This is a genomic window from Bacillus sp. YC2, from assembly GCF_019891195.1.
In the GTDB taxonomy this organism is placed as follows: domain Bacteria; phylum Bacillota; class Bacilli; order Bacillales; family Bacillaceae; genus Bacillus.
This window is the reverse complement of sequence record NZ_JAHXDO010000001.1, coordinates 437,865-456,228: the sequence shown is the minus strand read 5'-3', so window position 1 is coordinate 456,228 and position 18,364 is coordinate 437,865. Positions and strand designations below refer to the sequence as shown.

Annotated in this window: 19 protein-coding genes; 17 read left to right on the top strand and 2 right to left on the bottom strand. The window is 45.2% G+C overall.

Annotated features, from left to right (window positions below):
- Positions 1–14: 14 nt before the first annotated feature.
- The 8 genes from tuaB to KY305_RS02230 all read left to right on the top strand — a co-directional run bounded on the left by tuaB (position 15) and on the right by KY305_RS02230 (position 9,437).
- The gene (gene tuaB / locus KY305_RS02265) at positions 15–1,463 is read left to right on the top strand and encodes a teichuronic acid biosynthesis protein TuaB (RefSeq protein WP_223061171.1); all 1,449 of its coding nucleotides are present in this window, start codon (positions 15–17) and stop codon (positions 1,461–1,463) included.
- Positions 1,460–2,659 carry a teichuronic acid biosynthesis protein TuaC gene (tuaC, locus tag KY305_RS02260; protein WP_223061170.1) on the top strand — a complete coding sequence of 400 codons (1,200 nt, stop codon included), beginning with the start codon at positions 1,460–1,462 and terminating at the stop codon, positions 2,657–2,659. The genes tuaB and tuaC overlap by 4 nt, the downstream gene beginning before the upstream one ends.
- 4 nt (positions 2,660–2,663) lie before the next feature.
- Positions 2,664–4,001: a UDP-glucose 6-dehydrogenase TuaD gene (gene tuaD / locus KY305_RS02255; protein ID WP_223061169.1), complete on the top strand. Its 1,338-nt coding sequence runs from the start codon at positions 2,664–2,666 to the stop codon at positions 3,999–4,001.
- A gap of 63 nt (positions 4,002–4,064) precedes the next feature.
- Positions 4,065–5,552: a teichuronic acid biosynthesis protein TuaE gene (tuaE, locus tag KY305_RS02250; RefSeq protein ID WP_223061168.1), complete on the top strand. Its 1,488-nt coding sequence runs from the start codon at positions 4,065–4,067 to the stop codon at positions 5,550–5,552.
- Positions 5,549–6,229 carry a teichuronic acid biosynthesis protein TuaF gene (gene tuaF, locus KY305_RS02245; protein ID WP_223061167.1) on the top strand — a complete coding sequence of 227 codons (681 nt, stop codon included), beginning with the start codon at positions 5,549–5,551 and terminating at the stop codon, positions 6,227–6,229. The genes tuaE and tuaF overlap by 4 nt, the downstream gene beginning before the upstream one ends.
- 23 nt (positions 6,230–6,252) lie before the next feature.
- Positions 6,253–7,011 carry a teichuronic acid biosynthesis protein TuaG gene (gene tuaG / locus KY305_RS02240; protein WP_223061166.1) on the top strand — a complete coding sequence of 253 codons (759 nt, stop codon included), beginning with the start codon at positions 6,253–6,255 and terminating at the stop codon, positions 7,009–7,011.
- 20 nt (positions 7,012–7,031) lie between these two features.
- A complete protein-coding gene (gene tuaH, locus KY305_RS02235; RefSeq protein ID WP_223061165.1) occupies positions 7,032–8,228 on the top strand; it encodes a teichuronic acid biosynthesis protein TuaH in 1,197 nt (398 codons plus the stop codon).
- A 132-nt stretch (positions 8,229–8,360) separates the two neighbouring features.
- On the top strand, positions 8,361–9,437 hold the full coding sequence (locus KY305_RS02230) for a glycosyltransferase family 4 protein (RefSeq protein ID WP_223061164.1): 1,077 nt from the start codon (positions 8,361–8,363) through the stop codon (positions 9,435–9,437).
- Positions 9,438–9,535: 98 nt separating this feature from the next.
- Here the strand turns inward: KY305_RS02230 and KY305_RS02225 are convergent, their stop codons facing one another.
- Together KY305_RS02225 and KY305_RS02220 are read right to left on the bottom strand one after the other, a co-directional pair.
- Positions 9,536–10,762: an LCP family protein gene (locus tag KY305_RS02225; protein ID WP_223061163.1), complete on the bottom strand. Its 1,227-nt coding sequence runs from the start codon at positions 10,760–10,762 to the stop codon at positions 9,536–9,538.
- A 4-nt stretch (positions 10,763–10,766) separates the two neighbouring features.
- A complete protein-coding gene (locus tag KY305_RS02220) occupies positions 10,767–11,414 on the bottom strand; it encodes a YigZ family protein (RefSeq protein WP_214802502.1) in 648 nt (215 codons plus the stop codon).
- A 220-nt stretch (positions 11,415–11,634) separates the two neighbouring features.
- Here KY305_RS02220 and degS point away from each other — a divergent pair, with 220 nt between their 5' ends.
- The 9 genes from degS to KY305_RS02175 all read left to right on the top strand — a co-directional run bounded on the left by degS (position 11,635) and on the right by KY305_RS02175 (position 18,354).
- Positions 11,635–12,798, top strand: coding sequence for a two-component sensor histidine kinase DegS (degS, locus tag KY305_RS02215; protein WP_223061162.1), 1,164 nt, complete (start codon positions 11,635–11,637; stop codon positions 12,796–12,798).
- Positions 12,799–12,874: 76 nt separating this feature from the next.
- A complete protein-coding gene (gene degU / locus KY305_RS02210) occupies positions 12,875–13,564 on the top strand; it encodes a two-component system response regulator DegU (RefSeq protein ID WP_223061161.1) in 690 nt (229 codons plus the stop codon).
- A 96-nt stretch (positions 13,565–13,660) separates the two neighbouring features.
- Positions 13,661–14,509, top strand: coding sequence for a DegV family protein (locus KY305_RS02205; protein WP_223061160.1), 849 nt, complete (start codon positions 13,661–13,663; stop codon positions 14,507–14,509).
- 107 nt (positions 14,510–14,616) lie between these two features.
- Positions 14,617–15,996, top strand: a complete 1,380-nt coding sequence (locus KY305_RS02200) for an ATP-dependent helicase ComFA (protein WP_223061159.1) — start codon at positions 14,617–14,619, stop codon at positions 15,994–15,996.
- Positions 15,997–16,054: 58 nt separating this feature from the next.
- Positions 16,055–16,339 carry a late competence protein ComFB gene (gene comFB / locus KY305_RS02195; RefSeq protein WP_223061158.1) on the top strand — a complete coding sequence of 95 codons (285 nt, stop codon included), beginning with the start codon at positions 16,055–16,057 and terminating at the stop codon, positions 16,337–16,339.
- A gap of 5 nt (positions 16,340–16,344) precedes the next feature.
- A complete protein-coding gene (locus KY305_RS02190) occupies positions 16,345–17,034 on the top strand; it encodes a ComF family protein (RefSeq protein ID WP_223061615.1) in 690 nt (229 codons plus the stop codon).
- A 73-nt stretch (positions 17,035–17,107) separates the two neighbouring features.
- Complete coding sequence (locus KY305_RS02185) at positions 17,108–17,527, top strand: TIGR03826 family flagellar region protein (RefSeq protein WP_223061157.1); 420 nt, start codon at positions 17,108–17,110, stop codon at positions 17,525–17,527.
- Positions 17,528–17,596: 69 nt separating this feature from the next.
- The gene (flgM, locus tag KY305_RS02180) at positions 17,597–17,857 is read left to right on the top strand and encodes a flagellar biosynthesis anti-sigma factor FlgM (RefSeq protein ID WP_223061156.1); all 261 of its coding nucleotides are present in this window, start codon (positions 17,597–17,599) and stop codon (positions 17,855–17,857) included.
- A gap of 14 nt (positions 17,858–17,871) precedes the next feature.
- Positions 17,872–18,354 (top strand): flagellar protein FlgN, encoded by a 483-nt coding sequence (locus KY305_RS02175; RefSeq protein WP_223061155.1) that lies wholly within the window; start codon positions 17,872–17,874, stop codon positions 18,352–18,354.
- The last annotated feature ends 10 nt before the right edge of the window (positions 18,355–18,364 follow it).

Here is an 18,364-nt window from a genome sequence, read left to right as displayed (position 1 = left end):
AAGTAGGGAAAACGATGCCTAGTATTACAAATCAAATTTTAAGCGGCGCTAAGTGGACAAGTATCTCGACCGCATGTATTACGGTCATACAGGTGATTCAATTTGCCTTGCTTGGCCGGGTCATGTCATTGTCGGAATTCGGTCTTGTCGGCATGATCACAACGGTTGTGGTGTTTGCCCAAATTGCGCTTGATATGGGATTTGGCGCTGCGCTGATCCAAAAAGATCATGTGACAGAAAGACAGCTGTCTTCCTTATACTGGATGAATATCGCGACAGGTATTGTGCTGTTTGCATTGCTGTATTTCAGCAGCCCGTTTATCGCCGATTTTTATCGGCGGGAGGAGCTGACGCACTTAATCCGTGTGCTGGCCATTATGTTTTTAATCGCTCCGATCGGGCAGCAATATCAGTATATGCTTCAAAAAGCGCTGGCATTTAATGCGCTGAGTAAAATTGAAATCTTTGCAAATATGCTGTCCTTTGTTTATTTGGCCGTTTCGGTTTTTTATATGGACCCGATTCTCGCATATGTGATTTCCCAGGTGCTGCTGCAATCCTGCAAAGGTCTTCTGTATTGGGCTTCATACAGGCAAACATGGAGCCCGTCGCTTGTTTTTGATCTGAGGGGAATGAAAGGCTTCTTTTCTTTCGGAGCCTTTCAGCTGTCATCCCGGCTTGTGAACCGGCTTGGGGCGAACATTGACATGATTTTGATCGGTGGATTCATGGGCGCTGAGGCGCTCGGCATTTATAATCTTGCTTATCAAATTGTCACGCTCCCGGTATTAAAGATTAATCCGATTATTACAAGAGTGGCGTTTCCCGTCTTTGCAAAAAATAAGCATGAAAACAGCGTCCTCAGAGAAGGATTTCTCAATATGACAAAAATGCTCGCGCTGGTGTCATTTCCGCTTTTGCTCGGCTTGGTCTCTGTGTCGGATGCGTTTGTTGCTTCGGTTTTCGGAGAAAAGTGGCTTGCGGCCGTTCCTGTTTTAAACGTTCTCGCCATTGTCGGCATTTTAAGAGTCTTGATGAATCCGAACGGATCTGTACTGCTGGCAAAAGGGCGAGCGGATCTGGCGTTTTATTGGGACGCTGGTGTCATGCTGCTGTACGGTGCATCTCTTTACGCAGCCGTACTGTCCGGAAACCTTTTAACTGTAGCCTGGACGTACGCCTTTATCAGCATCTTGAATTTTCTGATCGGGCGCTGGCTTTTGGCATATGTCATTAAGCTGCAGCTGTCGGCTTATTTCAAAGCCGTGGCAAAACCGTTTCTGCTTACGGCGGCGATGGGCATCATTGCATTTGCAGCCAGCTTCGGGACGGAGCGCATCAGTTTGGATGTGAAGCTTCGTCTGGCGATTTCAGTGGCTTGCGGCGCGTTGTTTTATCTATTTCTTTTAGGAAAAGCGTATCCGCAGATGAAAAGTAAATTAAGAAAAGGGCGTTTGTTATGAAGGTATTGTGGATGACAAGTGTATATCCGAGCGCTGAGAAACCGGGAGAAGGCGTTTTTCATGAAACTCAGGCGCAGGAGCTGCGAAAGCTTGGCGCGGAGATGACCGTCATCTGCCCGAGGCCTAAACTGGCCGCGCCGTTTCGGATGCTGAAAAAGTCATATCGGAAAAAGGAAGCGAGACCCGCTCATGAATGGCGGGAAGGTATTTCTGTACACCGTCCGTTTTATCAGGCTGTTCCCGGCCAATTAAAGTGGGCGCAGCCTCATAAAAGAATAGCGGCATCGGTTCTTTCCGCTATAAGAAGGCAAGGTTTGAAGCCCGAGCTGATCCACGCCCACTTTGCCATGCCGTCAGGCGGAGCTGCCGCCATCGTATCGAAGGCGCTGGGAATTCCTTATGTTTTGACACTGCACGGCAGTGATGTCAATGTCTACCCGCACTACAGCAAAAGCGCTCATCAGGCATTTACACTTGCAGTGCAAGGAGCCGCGGACATATATGCTGTCAGCGGCAGGCTTCGGGAAGAGATGCAAAAGCTCAGCGAAACGGATTGCTCCGTGCTCCCGATAGGCATCGCGCTTGATGCCTTTCAAGAACGGGAGCAGACAAAGGAAGACATCAGAAAGCAGCTCGGCCTTCCGCCGGACAAAAAGCTGATCGTTTTCATCGGCAGGCTCGTAAAAGAAAAGGGCGTGTTCGACTTGTCAAAAGCCGTTCAGTCATTGGATGACACATATCAAGCCGTATTTGTCGGTGACGGAGCCGCCAAACCTTTCTTGCGGGAGCAGGCGGGGCACATCATCACAGGCCAAGTGCCGAATGACAAGATAAAGGACTACTTGCTGGCATCAGATATGCTGGCGCTGCCTTCCTACAGTGAAGGGATGCCGACGGTTGTCATTGAGGCGCTCGCGCTGAAGATTCCGGTGATTTGCACTGATGTAGGCGGTGTGGCTTCCTTATTCGGTAGATATCGGCATTTGCTGATCAAGCCCGGCTCACCTGAAGCCTTGGCAGAAGCCATTGTGCAATATGAACATGGGGGGGCTTGGACGCAGGAAACAGCCGATGAATTGTATCAAACCGTCCGCAATCATTTTGACGCAAGCAAAAACGCCAAGGCGCTGAAAGAGAGATACCGGGCCGTCATCAAACGGGCCGTGAAAGAGGATAATGTTTCGAGAGAGGGATGAAGCTGTGAAGAAAATCGCTGTATTAGGAACCGGGTATGTAGGTCTCGTATCAGGAACGTGTTTTGCGGAAATCGGCCATAACGTCACTTGCTGCGACATCAATGAAGCGAAAATCAGAAGCTTACAAAACGGAGTCATCCCAATATTTGAACCGGAGCTTGACGAATTAGCCGAAAAGAATGTCAGAAACGGGCGTCTCTCCTTCACAACCGGGATTGCGTCAGCGGTAAAGGACGCAGACATCATCTATATAGCCGTCGGAACACCGATGTCACAGACGGGCGAAGCGGATTTGACGTATATCAAAGCTGCGGCGCAAACGATCGGAGAACAGCTGAACGGATATAAAATTATTGTGAACAAAAGCACCGTTCCGGTCGGGACGGGAAGGCTCGTCTATGATATCATCCGAAAAGCTTCAAAGGGAAACTATCGGTTTGATGTCGCTTCCAATCCCGAATTTCTCCGGGAAGGCTCAGCGGTCCGCGACACGATGCAGATGGAGCGGGCGGTAATCGGGGCGACAAGCGATAAAGCCGCCGCGGTCATTGAAGAGCTTCACGAGCCTTTTCACACGCAGATTGTAAAAACCAATCTGGAAAGCGCGGAAATGATTAAATATGCCGCAAACGCCTTTCTGGCCGCTAAAATCAGCTTTATCAACGATATCGCCAATATTTGCGAGCGGGTCGGGGCGGACGTTTCTAAAGTGTCTGAGGGTGTCGGGCTGGACAGCCGCATCGGCAATAAATTTCTTCAGGCGGGAATCGGCTTCGGCGGCTCCTGTTTTCCAAAGGATACGACGGCTTTATTGCATATGGCAAACGCCGCTGACTATCCGTTTAAGATGATGGAAGCCGTGATTGAAACGAATGAAAAGCAGCGGGAACGTATCACTGAAAAATTGATCAATGCCGCAGGAAATATAAAGGGAAAAACCATCGCCGTATTAGGCCTTGCTTTTAAGCCGAATACAAATGACGTGCGGTCTGCCCCGGCTCTTGATATTATTGCGAGGCTCGAAAAGGAGGGCGCTCACATTAAAGCTTATGATCCGATCGCGATTCCGGAAGCGTCGGCTGTTTTAGGGGACGGCATTGAATATCACACAGAGCTGTACAATGCCATAGCCAATGCGGACGCATGTTTAATCACAACCGATTGGCCGGAAGTGAAGGAGATGGATCTTCAGAAAGTCAAGAAGCTGCTCAAACAGCCGCTCATCATTGACGGAAGAAATATCTTCCCGCTGGACTATATGAGGGCTTCCGGATTCACCTATCATTCAATCGGCCGTCCGGCGGTTCATGCTGATCGGCAAATGAAAGAACTGGCACAATAGAAAAGGGTTCAGGCTCTCGGCATGCCGCGGCTCGGCTGCCGGTTTTGGAAAGGGGTTTGCCATGTGAGTATCAAACGTTCAGCGGCCCATATCATTGTAATGCTTGCCGCTGTCACCGCAGGAATCTTCATCATGCTGGAGGCGGTCCAAACGGATGTCAGCTTTGGAAAAATCACCGTCCTGCTGATTGTGTTTATGATCGGTACAGCCGGACTTGCTTTTTTATCCGCCTTCACAACGAACGGCCGGATGTTTATGGGGCTGATCTATTTACTGATCGCCTGTACATTTTTAAATCAAGCTTTCTTCGCCATCCATCTCGGGTTTTTCAGCTTGTTTTTGTACCGGCTCCTATTAATTGCCGCTGGAGGGCTGCACATTGCCGGCATCCTGAAAAACCGCACTCATATCGACAGATGGAATCGGGTGAATGTAAAAGGCATCCTGCTGTTTTTCGCTTTATGGTTTACATACGGACTCGTTTCACTGCTGTGGGCAAAGTCTGTGACATACGGCATTAAATATTTAGCTTTAATGGCGATGGGGATTTTTATGATTTATCTCATCGTGATGTTTATTCAGAAGATGGATCAGCTGGTCATTTTTTATACGATTTGGCTTGTGATGACCGTTTTTATCATGGGGCTCGGCTTTTACAACCACTTTACGCTGCACCATTTGCCGACTTCCACGCTCTATAACGGGCCGCAGTACAAACAGCATTATCCGACGTCCGTTTTCTTTAATCAAAATGATTTCGCGACGTTTCTGTCAATCAGTTTCTTTCTGTATGCGGCAGCAGTCAAAAACGTTAAAAACGGTTATGTGAAGGCGGTCTGTCTCCTTCTTTCGATCAGCGCCTTGTACTTAATCATTTTGACCGGTTCGCGTGCGAGCCTGCTCGGCGTTTGTGCGGGGGCGGCTGTTTATATCTTCATTCTGCTGCCTTCCTTGTTAAAAAAACTCGCCGTCTTTTTTGCGGCCGCAGGCGCTGCCGCGTTTGCCGCTTTATTTGCCGGCCGTATCATTAATGCAGTTTGGAATTTGTTTTTTGCCCCGCAGATTGTGTCAGCGCATCAGCCGCTTCCTTCCAACCTGGCGCGGGCAAATCTGTTGAAAAACGCCTTTCACTATGTGATTGATTCTTACGGCTTCGGAGTGGGAGCGGGAAATGTGTCTTACTATTTAGCATCGGAACCTGTGTATGATACAGGCGGTGTAGCCGAGGTGCACAACTGGCTCGTCGAGATGATGGCCAACTTCGGTTTGCTCATTATGCTTGGCTATCTCACGGTCTATTTGTACCTTTTTTGGACACTTTACAAATTTCATGAAAGAAAATTGGGAAATCAGTCAAAACTGATCGCAGAAGGACTTATCACGGCACTGGTCGGTTTTTTAGTAAGCAGCATCAGCCCAAGCTCCGTATCGAATTTATTTTTTCACTGGGTATTTCTCTCACTCGTGATTGCGGCGGTTAACATTCTGAGGCGTTCACAAAAGGAGCCTGCCGTTACGGCGAACTTTGAAAAACAGGGAGATGCGAGATGAAGGATATGTTGACAAGAATAGCCCGGCGTATTAAAAAGAATATCATTTGGCTCATAGCGCTGCCCGTCATTTTAGGGGCTGCGGGTTATATATTGCCGTCGAAAATCACCGGCAGCAGCAGTTTTACATCAGAAGCAGCGATCGCGGCCGGAAACTATGATCATCCGCTTTATAACAATACAAAGGAAATCCCGCTTCTCATCACAAGCGATGCCTTTTTAAAGCAGGCCTTGCCTGATAAAACGGACGAAGACAGAGCGGCCGTCAAAAGTAAACTTACCGTCAATACAGAATCGGATGCACTGGTCACCGTCAGCTACACCGATCAAAATAAGCAGGAGACCGAATCGGTGTTTCGGGCAATCATAGCGGCTTTTCTGAAAAATGATCAAGCGCTGTTTGAGAAAAGAGCCAAGGTGGTTCGGCAGAGCATCGGTGCGCTGGAAGGAGAAACGGTAAGTGCGGATGCCAAAGTAGATAAGGAAAGGTTTTTATACGAACTGAAAAACACACAGCTCAATTTAAAAGCAGCCAGTGTCATGAATTCAGAACCGGCGAATGAATTAGCCGGACACGGAATGCCGCCGAAAAAGAAAGCGGTTCTGGGCGTTTTGATCGGTATTGCAATTGCGTTTATGTTCATTGTCATTCCCGAGTTTTTTAGAGAGTCCTTTTAAAAATCTGCGATGGAGATGTGACCATGACAAACTGGAAACCTTTCGTATCTGTCATTACACCGTCTTATAACGCAAGTGAATACATCGAAGACACGATTCAATCAGTTTTGGATCAAAGTCATCCGCATTGGGAAATGATTATTGCGGATGACTGCTCAACCGACGGAACGAGAGACATTTTGCGGCAATACGAAAAAAAGGATGATCGGATCCGCGTAGTCTATTTAGACAAAAACCGAGGAGCCGCCGCTGCCAGAAATAAAGCCCTCGAGCATGCACAGGGCCGTTATGTTGCATTTTTGGACAGCGATGACAGGTGGAAAAAGGAAAAGCTTCAAAAGCAGCTTGCATTTATGTCTGAGCGCGCCTGCGCATTTTCCTTTACCGGCTACAGTGTGATGGAGCAGGACGGATCACCGACTGCCAAAACGATTCACGCACCCGAAAGCCTGTCATATGAAGAAGCCTTAAAAAACACAATTATCGGATGTTTGACGGTCATGATTGACAGAGAGCAGACAGGGCAGATTCAAATGCCGGACATAAGAACGCGGCAAGACTTGGCGACATGGCTTGCTCTCTTAAAAAGAGGATTTACCGCTTACGGCTTAAATGAATGCTTGTCTGAATACAGATTGGTTCAAAACTCAATCTCAAGCAACAAGTGGAAAGCCGCCAAAAAAACATGGTTTGTCTATAGAGAAATTGAACGCCTGCATTTTATCAAGGCTTCGTGGTGCTTTGTACAATATGCGAAAAACGCAGTCATGAAAAGGCTGTAGGCGTTCCGGAGAGCTAGGTGATGAAGGTGGAATCAATGATTCATGTCATCGTCGGTGCGGCGGAATGGGGCCATGACCAGCTGAGGTACAGACGGCACAGGCTGGCTGAATTTCTCGCCCGGCAAAAAGAAACGAAGAGCGTCATCTGGGTGTGTCCGTCGCCAAAAGAACAAAAGGGCTCATTTACAGACATTTCACAGGGGATCCGGCAATTTGCGGTGAAGGACCTGCTGCAAAAAAAGATGTTTCGATTCGGCAGGTACACAGACATTTGTTACAAGCACAAACTCTCCCCGTTATTAGAGATGCTGAAAAAGGAAGGGGACGGAGTGCGCTGCTGTTTATGGTATACTTTCCCCGGCTTTCCGCTTTTGTCCGGACTATATCCGTGGGATGAAGTCATTTACGATTGCAGTGACCTATGGGCGGCTCCGATTAACGGCCGCGCCGGCATTCTGGCAAATGTAAGGAGAAACATCATTAAACATGCGGAAATGAGAATCATTCAGCGTGCCGATTCGATTACCTGCACATCAGACTGCCTCCATCGGGAAGTCGGCAAAAAGCTGGCGGATCAGCGTCAAAATGTATTTACCATTGAAAACGGAGTTGAATATGACCTGTTTACAGGGGATAACAGGGAGCTTGAGCGAGACATTTTACAAGGAAGAAACGGAGCGGTTCTCGGCTTCATCGGCGGCATCAAACCGAAGCTTGATTTCTCACTGCTGGCACAGACGGCAGACATGCGTCCTGATTGGACGATTTTATTAGTGGGGCCGAATACCGCAGAGGACGACCCGGATTTCATTTCACTTCTGAACCGCCCGAATGTCATTTGGACGGGACCGGCCGCGCCGGATGAGGTTCCGTCGTACATGCAGCTTATAGACATCGGGGTTATGCCTTATAAAAAATCACCGTATAATGATGCAGTCTTTCCGCTTAAGCTTTTCGAATTTTTAGCGGCCGGGAAAGCGGTTGTCGGCTGCAACCTTTCTTCAACGGCAAAAATAAAAAAACAGTATGTTTACGAATACATCGAAGGCAGCGGTCCATCAGACTTTATCTCGGCTTGTGACAAGCTGTTAGAAGCAGATCGGCACGGATCATATCAGGCATTGCGCCGTGAAATGGCCCGCCGCCGGGACTGGAATGTTTTATTCCATCATATGATGGAATGCACGGGCATTTTAAAAAAAGCGCACTCCCATTAAAAGGGAAGGCGCATTTTTTATTATACGTGTTTCTTTTTGATGAAGCTTGTTATAATAACTAGTAAGAATTATAATGGAAGGAACGGTTCAATATCAGAAAAGACTTCATATAATTCCAAAGGAGACTTCTTTATGCTTGACGAACGCATGTTTCGCATAGTTGTTGCGTTTTTTGTCTCTCTGCTAACGGTTTTAATCCTAACTCCTATCGTAAAAAAAATTGCGATCAAAATAGGTGCAGTTGACCAGCCCAGCAACCGAAAAGTACATGATAAAATAATGCCCCGTATGGGCGGATTGGCCATTTTTATCGGCGTGGCGGCAGGTGTTCTTGCAGCCGGTATATATAATGAAAATAAGTTGACCGCCATTACGGTAGGCGCGTTTATTATTGTCATTTTAGGAATCCTTGATGATAAATACCAATTAAGCGCAAAAGTGAAATTCTTCGTCCAATTGGCCGTTGCCATTATGATTGTGAGTACAGGGCTGAAGATGGACTTTTTCTCAGTACCGTTTTTAACGGAACGTTTAGAATTAGGATGGGTCGCTTACCCGTTAACTGTGTTGTGGATCGTAGGAATAACAAACGCGATGAACCTGATTGACGGATTAGACGGACTCGCGGCGGGCCTGTCGGTTATCGGACTGTCAACGATCGCCGTGATGGCGCTTTCCGGAGGGAAAATCCTCATCCTGTCACTTTCTCTCGTTGTCATTGGAAGTACACTCGGATTTCTATTTTATAATTTTCATCCGGCAAAAATATTTATGGGGGATACAGGCTCACTCTTTTTGGGGTATGTCATTTCAGTTCTCTCATTATTAGGCCTTTATAAAAGTGTTACGTTATTCAGTATCATCATTCCGATCATCATTCTGGGCGTGCCGATTTTTGATACGACATTCGCTGTGATCAGGCGGATATTAAATAAACAGCCCATCTCCGCACCAGATAAGTCACACATACATCATCGGCTGATGGCCTTCGGGCTGTCTCACCGCACGGCGGTCATTATCATCTATTTAATAGGCTTCATTTTCAGCATCAGTGCAATCCTGCTGAAAAGCGCGACGATTTGGCTTTCGCTGTTTATCATTTTTGTATTGATTGTATTTATGCAAATCATAGCAGAGGTAACAGGGTTAGTAAATGAACAATTTAAACCATTTACCAAGTTTTACAAAAGATTGGTAAAAAAGAATTGAAAAAGCAGATCATAATGGTCTGCTTTTTTTTGAATCTCATTATCTCTTATTATATAAAAATCGCCCGATCCATTACAAAGGATCGGGCTTCATATTTATCAGTAGGAAGAACCTAAAGTGCTGTTTGAATTTGTATCGCCAGTACCGCCAGTTGTCTGTGAACTGCCGGTTCCGTTTGTGCTTGTGGTGCCGGATGTTGAATCAGCGGCGCCGCCTGTGCCCGTACTGTCTGAAGTAGAGTCAGTCGTACTGTCAGTGCCTGTACTGCCTGAAGTCGAATCAGTCGTATTGTCTGTGCTCGTGCTTCCTGTCGGGTAATCTAAATGTTTCTGCAATGTCTCACGTACTTTCGCGAGGTTGGCTGCATCCGGTTCAAAATAGTAAGTTCCGCCCGTTGATGCGGTTCCGCCTCCGCCTAGATATAAATCTGATCCTGTAATGCTCAGTGTATCAATCTTTTTGCTGGTAAAGCCGCTGTAAATTTGCTGCAGGGCCAGACCTTCAGTGATACGAATATTCGTCTGCACATTGTTGCTTGCTTTTTCAGCGATTTTATCGATCTTGGCAATATTGCTTGCTTTAGACATTTGATCGATCATTGCGTTTAAGATTTGCTTCTGCCGGTCATTACGGCCGAAGTCCCCTCGTTTATCCTGCTTTCTCATACGCGCGTAAGCAAGGGCCTGCTCGCCGTTCAAATGCATGTTGCCTTTCTTAAAATAGATCCGTTTCTTTTTGCTGACGTCACTCATCTCATCAAAATCAAACGGAACTTTTACATCGATCCCGCCGACCTCGTCTATGACATCCTTAAATCCGTTAAAATCGACCGTGACATACTTGTCAATCGGGATTCCTAAAAAGTCTTCAACGGTTGATACGGTCTCATCCGCACCGCCTTTAGAAAAAGCGGCGTTGATTTTGGTCTTCTTGCCAGTTGTATCCCCGGCAAGCGTCACTCGCGTATCCCGCGGAATACTCAGCATTTTCATTGTTTTATTTCTCGGATCAAGGGTAACGACAATAAGGGAATCTGACCGGCCGCCTTTACCGCTTGTCGCATAATTTTCAATCCCCATAAACAAAATGGAGAACGGTTTTTTCTTCATGTCGATGACTTCGTCCCGGAGCCTTGACTTATCTCCGCGGGAGAGGGCATCGTAGGAATTATCGGCCGCATTGATCGTTTTGTATACTTTATATCCGCCAAATCCGGCCGCGACTAACAAAACCAGGGTGAGCAGCAGCAGAATTCTTTTGAATATGATCTTTCGTTTGCTTTTCTTCTTTTTCTTTCGAACACGTACTCTTACACGTTCAGTCATTACATTAGTCTCCTTTAGGATTGACGTCTGTTTCTAAATACGTCAGGTCTCCCTCTTTATTATCACTCTTGCCGTTCGTTAACTCTGTTATCCACTCGATAAATGCTTCTTTGTCTTTTTCTTCAACGTACGTTTCGAATTCGACATTTTCCGCATAATGGATTTCCTTCAGTAAAAAAACTGATTCTCTCAGTTCATTCTCTATCTTTCCGAGCCATGTATAATCAGCCGATGTATGCATTACCCGCATCAGCTTCCGCTCCACGACCCCTATATGATTTAATCCTTCAGACACTGACTTTCCGTAAGCGCGAATCAATCCGCCAGCACCAAGCTTAATTCCGCCGAAATACCGGGTAACCACTGCACAGGTATCTTTCAGCCCCCGTTTTTTCAGCACTTCCAGCATGGGAACGCCTGCTGTGCCGCTTGGTTCACCGTCGTCATTCGCCTTTTGTATATGATCTGTTTCTCCGATCAAATAAGCTGAGCAGTTATGAGTCGCATTCCAGTGCTGTTTTTTTATCTTTTGAATAAACTCCTGCGCTTCCGTTTCAGAAGCAACACGGCTTAAATGGCAGATAAACCGTGATTTTTCAATCACAATCTCATGTTCACCCGCTTCTTTAACAGTTAAATAGCTGTGCAGCATGATTGCTGACCCTCCTGACAAGCATATAAGACTTGTTTCTACAAATTCGAACAGACTTTAGAATTTTTGCGCATATTTTGGTATCATGAAAGAGTAAGAAACTATATAAAAATGTTTTTTTCTAGAATATACGCATTCTTTCATTATAATTCGACATAAATTGCAGTTCAATTACATTTATAATAAAAATACATAACAACACCGTTACGGAGGGAGACTGATGAACAAATCGAAGATGGACTCCAAGGTTTTGGACTCTATACTCATGAAAATGCTGAAAACCGTGGACGGGAGCAAGGACGAGGTTTTTCAAATCGGAGAACAGTCGCGCCAGCAATACGAGCAATTGGTCGAGGAACTGAAACAGATCAAACAGCAAGTATACGAAGTCATTGAGCTTGGCGATAAACTTGAAGTTCATACTCGGCACGCGAGAAACCGCTTGTCAGAGGTCAGCAGAAATTTCCATAAATTCAGCGAAGAAGAAATTCGCAATGCCTATGAAAAGGCGCATAAGCTGCAAGTGGAATTGACGATGATCCAGCAGCGTGAAAAACAGCTGCGGGAGCGGAGGGATGATTTAGAACGCCGGCTTTTGGGCCTTCAGGAAATCATTGAACGGTCAGAATCATTGGTCAGCCAAATAACCGTCGTTCTCAATTACTTAAATCAAGACCTCCGTCAAGTGGGGCTGCTTCTTGCCGATGCACAGGCTAAACAAGATTTCGGTTTAAGAATTATAGAAGCCCAAGAGGAAGAAAGAAAAAGAGTATCGAGAGAAATTCATGACGGACCTGCGCAAATGCTGGCAAATGTCATGATGAGATCTGAATTAATTGAACGGATTTTCCGCGACCGCGGCACGGAGGACGGCTTTCAGGAAATCAGAAATCTCCGTCAAAATGTGCGGAATGCCCTTTACGAAGTCAGAAGGATTATATATGATTTAAGACCGATGGCTCTCGATGACCTGGGGCTGATTCCGACACTGAGAAAATATCTTTATACAACAGAAGAATACAACGGAAAGGTGAAAATACATTTTCAGTGTATTGGAGATACGGAAAGCAAGCGGCTTGCCCCTCAGTTTGAAGTGGCTCTTTTCAGACTCGCCCAGGAAGCTGTCACAAATGCGTTAAAGCATTCGGAATCGGAAGAGATTACAGTTAAAGTAGAAGTGACCGCAGATTTTGTAATTCTCATCATAAAAGATAACGGAAAAGGCTTTGATATTAAGGAAGCAAAACAGAAAAAGAACAAGTCTTTCGGTTTGCTTGGAATGAAAGAAAGAGTAGATTTGCTTGAAGGGACAATAACGATAGACTCTGAAATAGGTCTTGGGACATTTATCATGATTAAGGTTCCTTTGTCGCTTGGCCTATAAACTGTTAAATAGAGCCAAAAGACATATTGACCGAACAGCGGCGTATATAGAACAATAGGATAAGGAGGCGTAGCGTGTGACTAAAGTAAACATTGTTATTATCGACGACCATCAATTATTTCGTGAGGGTGTAAAGCGAATACTGGATTTTGAACCTACCTTTGAAGTGGTAGCAGAAGGTGACGATGGAGATGAAGCGGCTCGTATTGTTGAGCACTATCATCCCGATGTAGTCATAATGGATATTAATATGCCGAATGTAAATGGAGTAGAGGCTACTAAACAGCTGGTTGAGCTGTATCCTGAGTCTAAGGTGATCATCCTCTCCATTCATGATGATGAAAATTATGTAACACATGCTTTAAAAACAGGTGCAAGAGGTTATCTGCTGAAAGAAATGGATGCGGATACGTTAATTGAAGCAGTCAAAGTGGTAGCCGAGGGCGGTTCTTACCTTCACCCGAAAGTAACCCACAATCTTGTCAATGAATTCCGCCGTCTTGCTACAAGCGGAGTTTCTGCTCATCCTCAGCATGAGGTTTTTCCGGAAATTCGGAGACCATTACATATATTAACAAGACGGGAATGTGAAGTGCTGCAAATGCTTGCAGACGGAAAAAGCAACCGCGGAATCGGTGAGTCACTGTTTATCAGTGAAAAAACAGTGAAAAACCACGTAAGTAATATTCTGCAAAAAATGAATGTAAATGACCGGACACAAGCCGTTGTCGTAGCTATTAAAAACGGCTGGGTAGAAATGCGTTAGTCATGTATATGAAGACTTGCCTTTATGGCAAGTCTTTTTTTATAGCTTAATATCAATTAAAATATTGATTAAGTACTTTATAAGGCAGGTATAGTGATGAATATTGCAGTTGTAACAGACAGTACAGCATATATTCCGAAAGAGATAAGGGAACAGAATCATATTCACATGATCCCTCTTCAAGTGGTTTTCGGAGAGAAAACGTACCGTGAAGAAACGGAATTGGACTGGAGAAGCTTTTATAAAGAAGTGAAAAATCATGATGAGCTTCCGACTACGTCCCAGCCTTCTTTAGGCGAATTAATCGCATTGTATGAAGAACTCGGCAAAACATACGATGCGGTTATCAGCATTCATCTCTCCAGCGGAATCAGCGGAACCTATAACACCGCAGCCTCGGCCAATGCGATGGTTGACCATATCGAAGTTTATCCTTTTGACTCGGAAATCAGCTGTTTGGCACAGGGCTTTTATGCACTAAAAGCGGCTCAGCTTATTAAGGACGGCGCTGATTCTCCGGAAGCAATCATAAGAGAATTGGAAGAGATGAAAAAAACTGTTCGGGCCTATTTTATGGTCGATGACTTAGCACATCTTCAGCGGGGCGGGCGTTTAAGCAGTGCGCAGGCTTTTATCGGCGGTCTGTTAAAGGTAAAGCCTATTCTTCATTTTGACAATAAGGTAATTGTGCCTTTTGAGAAAATTCGGACGCGCAAAAAAGCGATTTCTAGAATTTTTGAGCTTTTAGACGAAGATGCAAGTAAAGGAATCCCGATGCAAGCTGCTGTCATCCATGCAAACAGAGAGGAAGAAGCCGGCGATATCATTAAAGAGCTGAGCGGGAAATACCCTCATGTCGAATTTTATAACAGCTATTTCGGAGCCGTAATCGGAACCCATCTTGGCGAAGGTGCAATCGGAATTGCCTGGTGTTTTAAAAATTAAGTGGAAATCTCCGTTTTCGAGGACGGAGATTTTTTATTTTCTTATTTTCGCAATTCGACATAAAAGCCCCCGTCAGGCATACTTTGCTCAGAAAGGAGGCCGGGAAGATGACCGATGCCGAATCATCTGTTCTGCGCGATTTTCTTTATGGGCGCCATTTGCTGAGAACGGAGCTGCCGTTTTCTGATGAATGCATCAGCCGTTATATGGAGAAAGGGTTTATAAAAGCTGAGCCGTCGGTTATTCAGCATAAAAATCGCTGTGTTTGCCGCCGCTGCGGCCAAAATGAACAAGAATACTTCGCTTCCTTTTGGTCCGTATCTGCTGACAGGCACATCACCTATTGCCGTTCTTGTGTCATGATGGGGAGGGCCGATGAATTAACCCATTTATATAGCTGGAACAAAAGCGATGAAAACCGCTGGGAGTCTGTAAAGCTCTCGTGGCAAGGAACGCTGACAGAAGGACAGCAGGAAGCGGCCGGCGCACTGATAGAAGCGATGAAAAAGAAAGAGGAGCTGCTGATATGGGCGGTTTGCGGATCGGGGAAAACGGAAATGCTGTTTCCGGGAATAGAGTTTGCGCTTAATCACGGTTTGCGCGTCTGTATCGCTACACCACGGACTGATGTCGTATTAGAGCTGCTGCCAAGACTGAAAAAAGCCTTTGAGAACATCGAAATTTCTGCCCTGTACGGGGCCAGTGAAGACAAAGGCAGCCTGACTCCGCTCATGATATCGACTGCTCACCAGCTCATACGCTACAGAGATGTTTTTGATGTAATGATTATTGATGAAGTAGATGCATTTCCCTTTTCTGCCGATCAAACACTCCAATTTGCTGTCGATAAAGCCAGAAAGAAAAACAGCACCCTCGTTTATGTGACTGCCACTCCTGGCGAAACATTACAAAAGAAAGCCGAATCAGGTCTCTTAAAAGCCGTTCGTATACCAGCGAGATATCATAGAAAGCCTTTGCCTGAGCCGCGTTTTTTATGGTGCGGTAATTGGCAGAAGAAGCTTGCAAGCGGAAAGCTGCCGGCCTCCCTCATGGAATGGGTATATCAAAAGCTGAAAGCAGGGCTGCCTGTTTTTTTATTCGTTCCATCGGTCCCCGTGCTTAACAAAGCGGCCGATTATTTTAAAAAATTAAACATTCGCGCAGAAGGCGTTCACGCGGAAGATACATACAGAAAAGAAAAAGTAAAGCGGTTCAGAGACGGCCGGCTCGATCTGTTAATTACCACCACAATTTTAGAAAGAGGAGTAACCATTCCGAAGGTTCAAACATGTGTCCTCGGTGCTGAATCGCCTATTTTCACTGAGAGCGCTCTTGTACAAATCGCAGGCCGGACAGGCAGACATCACAAACATTTTAACGGGGAAGTCATCTTGTTTCATTTTGGAATAACGAATGGTATGAAAAAAGCAAGAAAACATATAAAATATATGAACAAATTGGCACAAAAAAATAAATTGGCAGACTAGTTAATTTCTGAAAACGTGATACAGTATACTCATACTTTTCCTATGAGGAGCTGTCAACATGCTTGTCAATTCAAAAGAAATCGTATTGAAGGAACTTCTCGATCGCTATATGTCCCAGCTTCATATGAAATGCACGTGCCGAGTTTGTAAAAATGATGTTCTGGCACTTTCGTTAAACCGGGCTGAACCGGCCTATGTTACAGATAAAAAGAAAGTGGCCTATGCTAAAGCGGTGCTGGTTGATAAACAAAAAAATACGGCTTTGCTCGTCATCCTGGCTGAATCAGCGGCGATTGTTTCTGTCAATCCGAGCGAGTTCTGTGAGAAGAAGGAAGGAGCGTAAAATCTCTGAACTGTTTATTATGCGATTCGCCAATCTCCGGTTCACTGACATGGAGGTCGTTATTTTCTCTGGCACCGGACCATGATGTATGCAGCGCATGCATCAATCAATTTGAAAAGATCCAAGGACCCGTATGCACTGCGTGCGGAAGACCTCAGCAAACAAGCCGGAAATGCGCTGACTGTCTGGCGCGGGAAGCAAAAACAGAACCGCGCCTTTTATTGGGGCAAAACCGCTCGGTTTATTTGTATAATGAAGCGATGAAGGACTCATTAGCCCGGTTTAAATTCAGGGGTGATGCGAAAATCATCAAAGCCTTCCAACATGATTTTGCTGCCGGATTTAAGGCAGCCTACCCAACAAACGCACATATCCTCGTCCCTATTCCGCTGAGCGCTGAACGGCAAGCGGAACGCGGGTTCAATCAATCCGAGCTGCTGGCTTCGCTTCTCGGACGGCCGGTCATTTCTCCCCTCATCCGGCTGAACAATGAAAAACAATCCAAAAAAAGCAAAGCGGAACGGCTCTCCGCAGAAAAAAAGTTTTCATGCAGAGTAAACTCCGCCAAAGGTATGAACGTCATATTAATAGACGATATTTATACGACGGGCGCCACATTACATCAAGCTGCCGAAGCCTTGTTGACGAAAGGCAAAGCGTTATCAGTTTCCTCCTTTACTTTAATCAGGAGCTAAATTATTCTCATTTTTTGCCGATATAATTTATAGAAATATCCGGCAGATTAATGAATGAATAGGAGTTAAAACGATGGGTGAATTGGCGAATTGTCCAAAGTGTAATGCTTTATTTTTTAAAACGAACCTGCAAACTGTATGCCAAGCGTGTATTAAAGAAGAAGAAAAAGCTTTTGAAACCGTCTATAAATTTTTAAGAAAGCAAACAAACAGGCAGTCAACGATGCAGCAGATTACTGAAGAAACAGGTGTGGAAGAAGAGCTGATCCTCAAGTTTATCAAACAAAAAAGGATTCAGATCAGCCAGCTTCCGAATGTAGCATATCCTTGTGAACGATGCGGAAACCCAATCAGAACAGGCAAATTCTGTACGACCTGCCAGTCTGATATTGAGACGCAATTAGACCATATGAACCAAGAGAAAGCCGCTGAATCTAAGGGTGTGAGTGGTTCTAAAGACACATACTATGCCTATAATACCAAAAACACCTGATTCCCTAAACTAACTGATAACGCAGTCGATAAAAGAATTAGACTGCAAACAGAAAGCGAGAGGAATCCTATGAAAATCAATCAGTACGGAACACAATCCGTTAATCCATATCAAAAAAATTTCGAAAAGCAAGCCGTACAAAAAGAGGCTGCAAAGCCGAAAGACAAAGTGGAAATTTCTTCTCATGCAAAAGTGCTTCAAAATGATGCGGTCACTAAATCACGCCACGAAAAAATCGCTCAGCTGAAAGCTGATATTGAGAGCGGAACATATAAAATAGATTCAAACAGCATCGCTGAAAAAATAGTTAATTTCTATAAAAAGCAATAAAAAGGAGAAAGCAAATGTCAGCAAAGCCAATTATTGAACAACTGAAGCGACTTTGCGTATTGAATGAACACCTGCTGACGCTGTCTGAGGAGAAAACGGAAGCGCTGAAAGCAGGTAAAACAAAAGAGCTTTCCAGCATATTGACTAAAGAGCAAAAATACATTCAGGCAATCGGACAGACAGAAGAAGAACGGATCAAGTTAACTTCTCAATTTCTCGGCCGTGGGGAGGGTAACACGATCGCTGCGTGTATCGCCAATACTTCAGGCAGCGAAAGACAGGAGCTTGAAGGATTATTTCAATCTCTTTCTGAGCTTCTTGACCGTCTTAAAGAAGTGAATGAGATGAATAAGCAGCTGACGATTCAGGCTTTACAATTCATTTCCACTGCATTTGACATGATAATGCCGGGTGAAAAAGAAAATATGAATTATAAAGAGCCGCAAGCGGCCCGCCAGCCTGTCAGCCGCTTGACATTGTTCGATTCAAAAGCTTAGAACGGAGGAA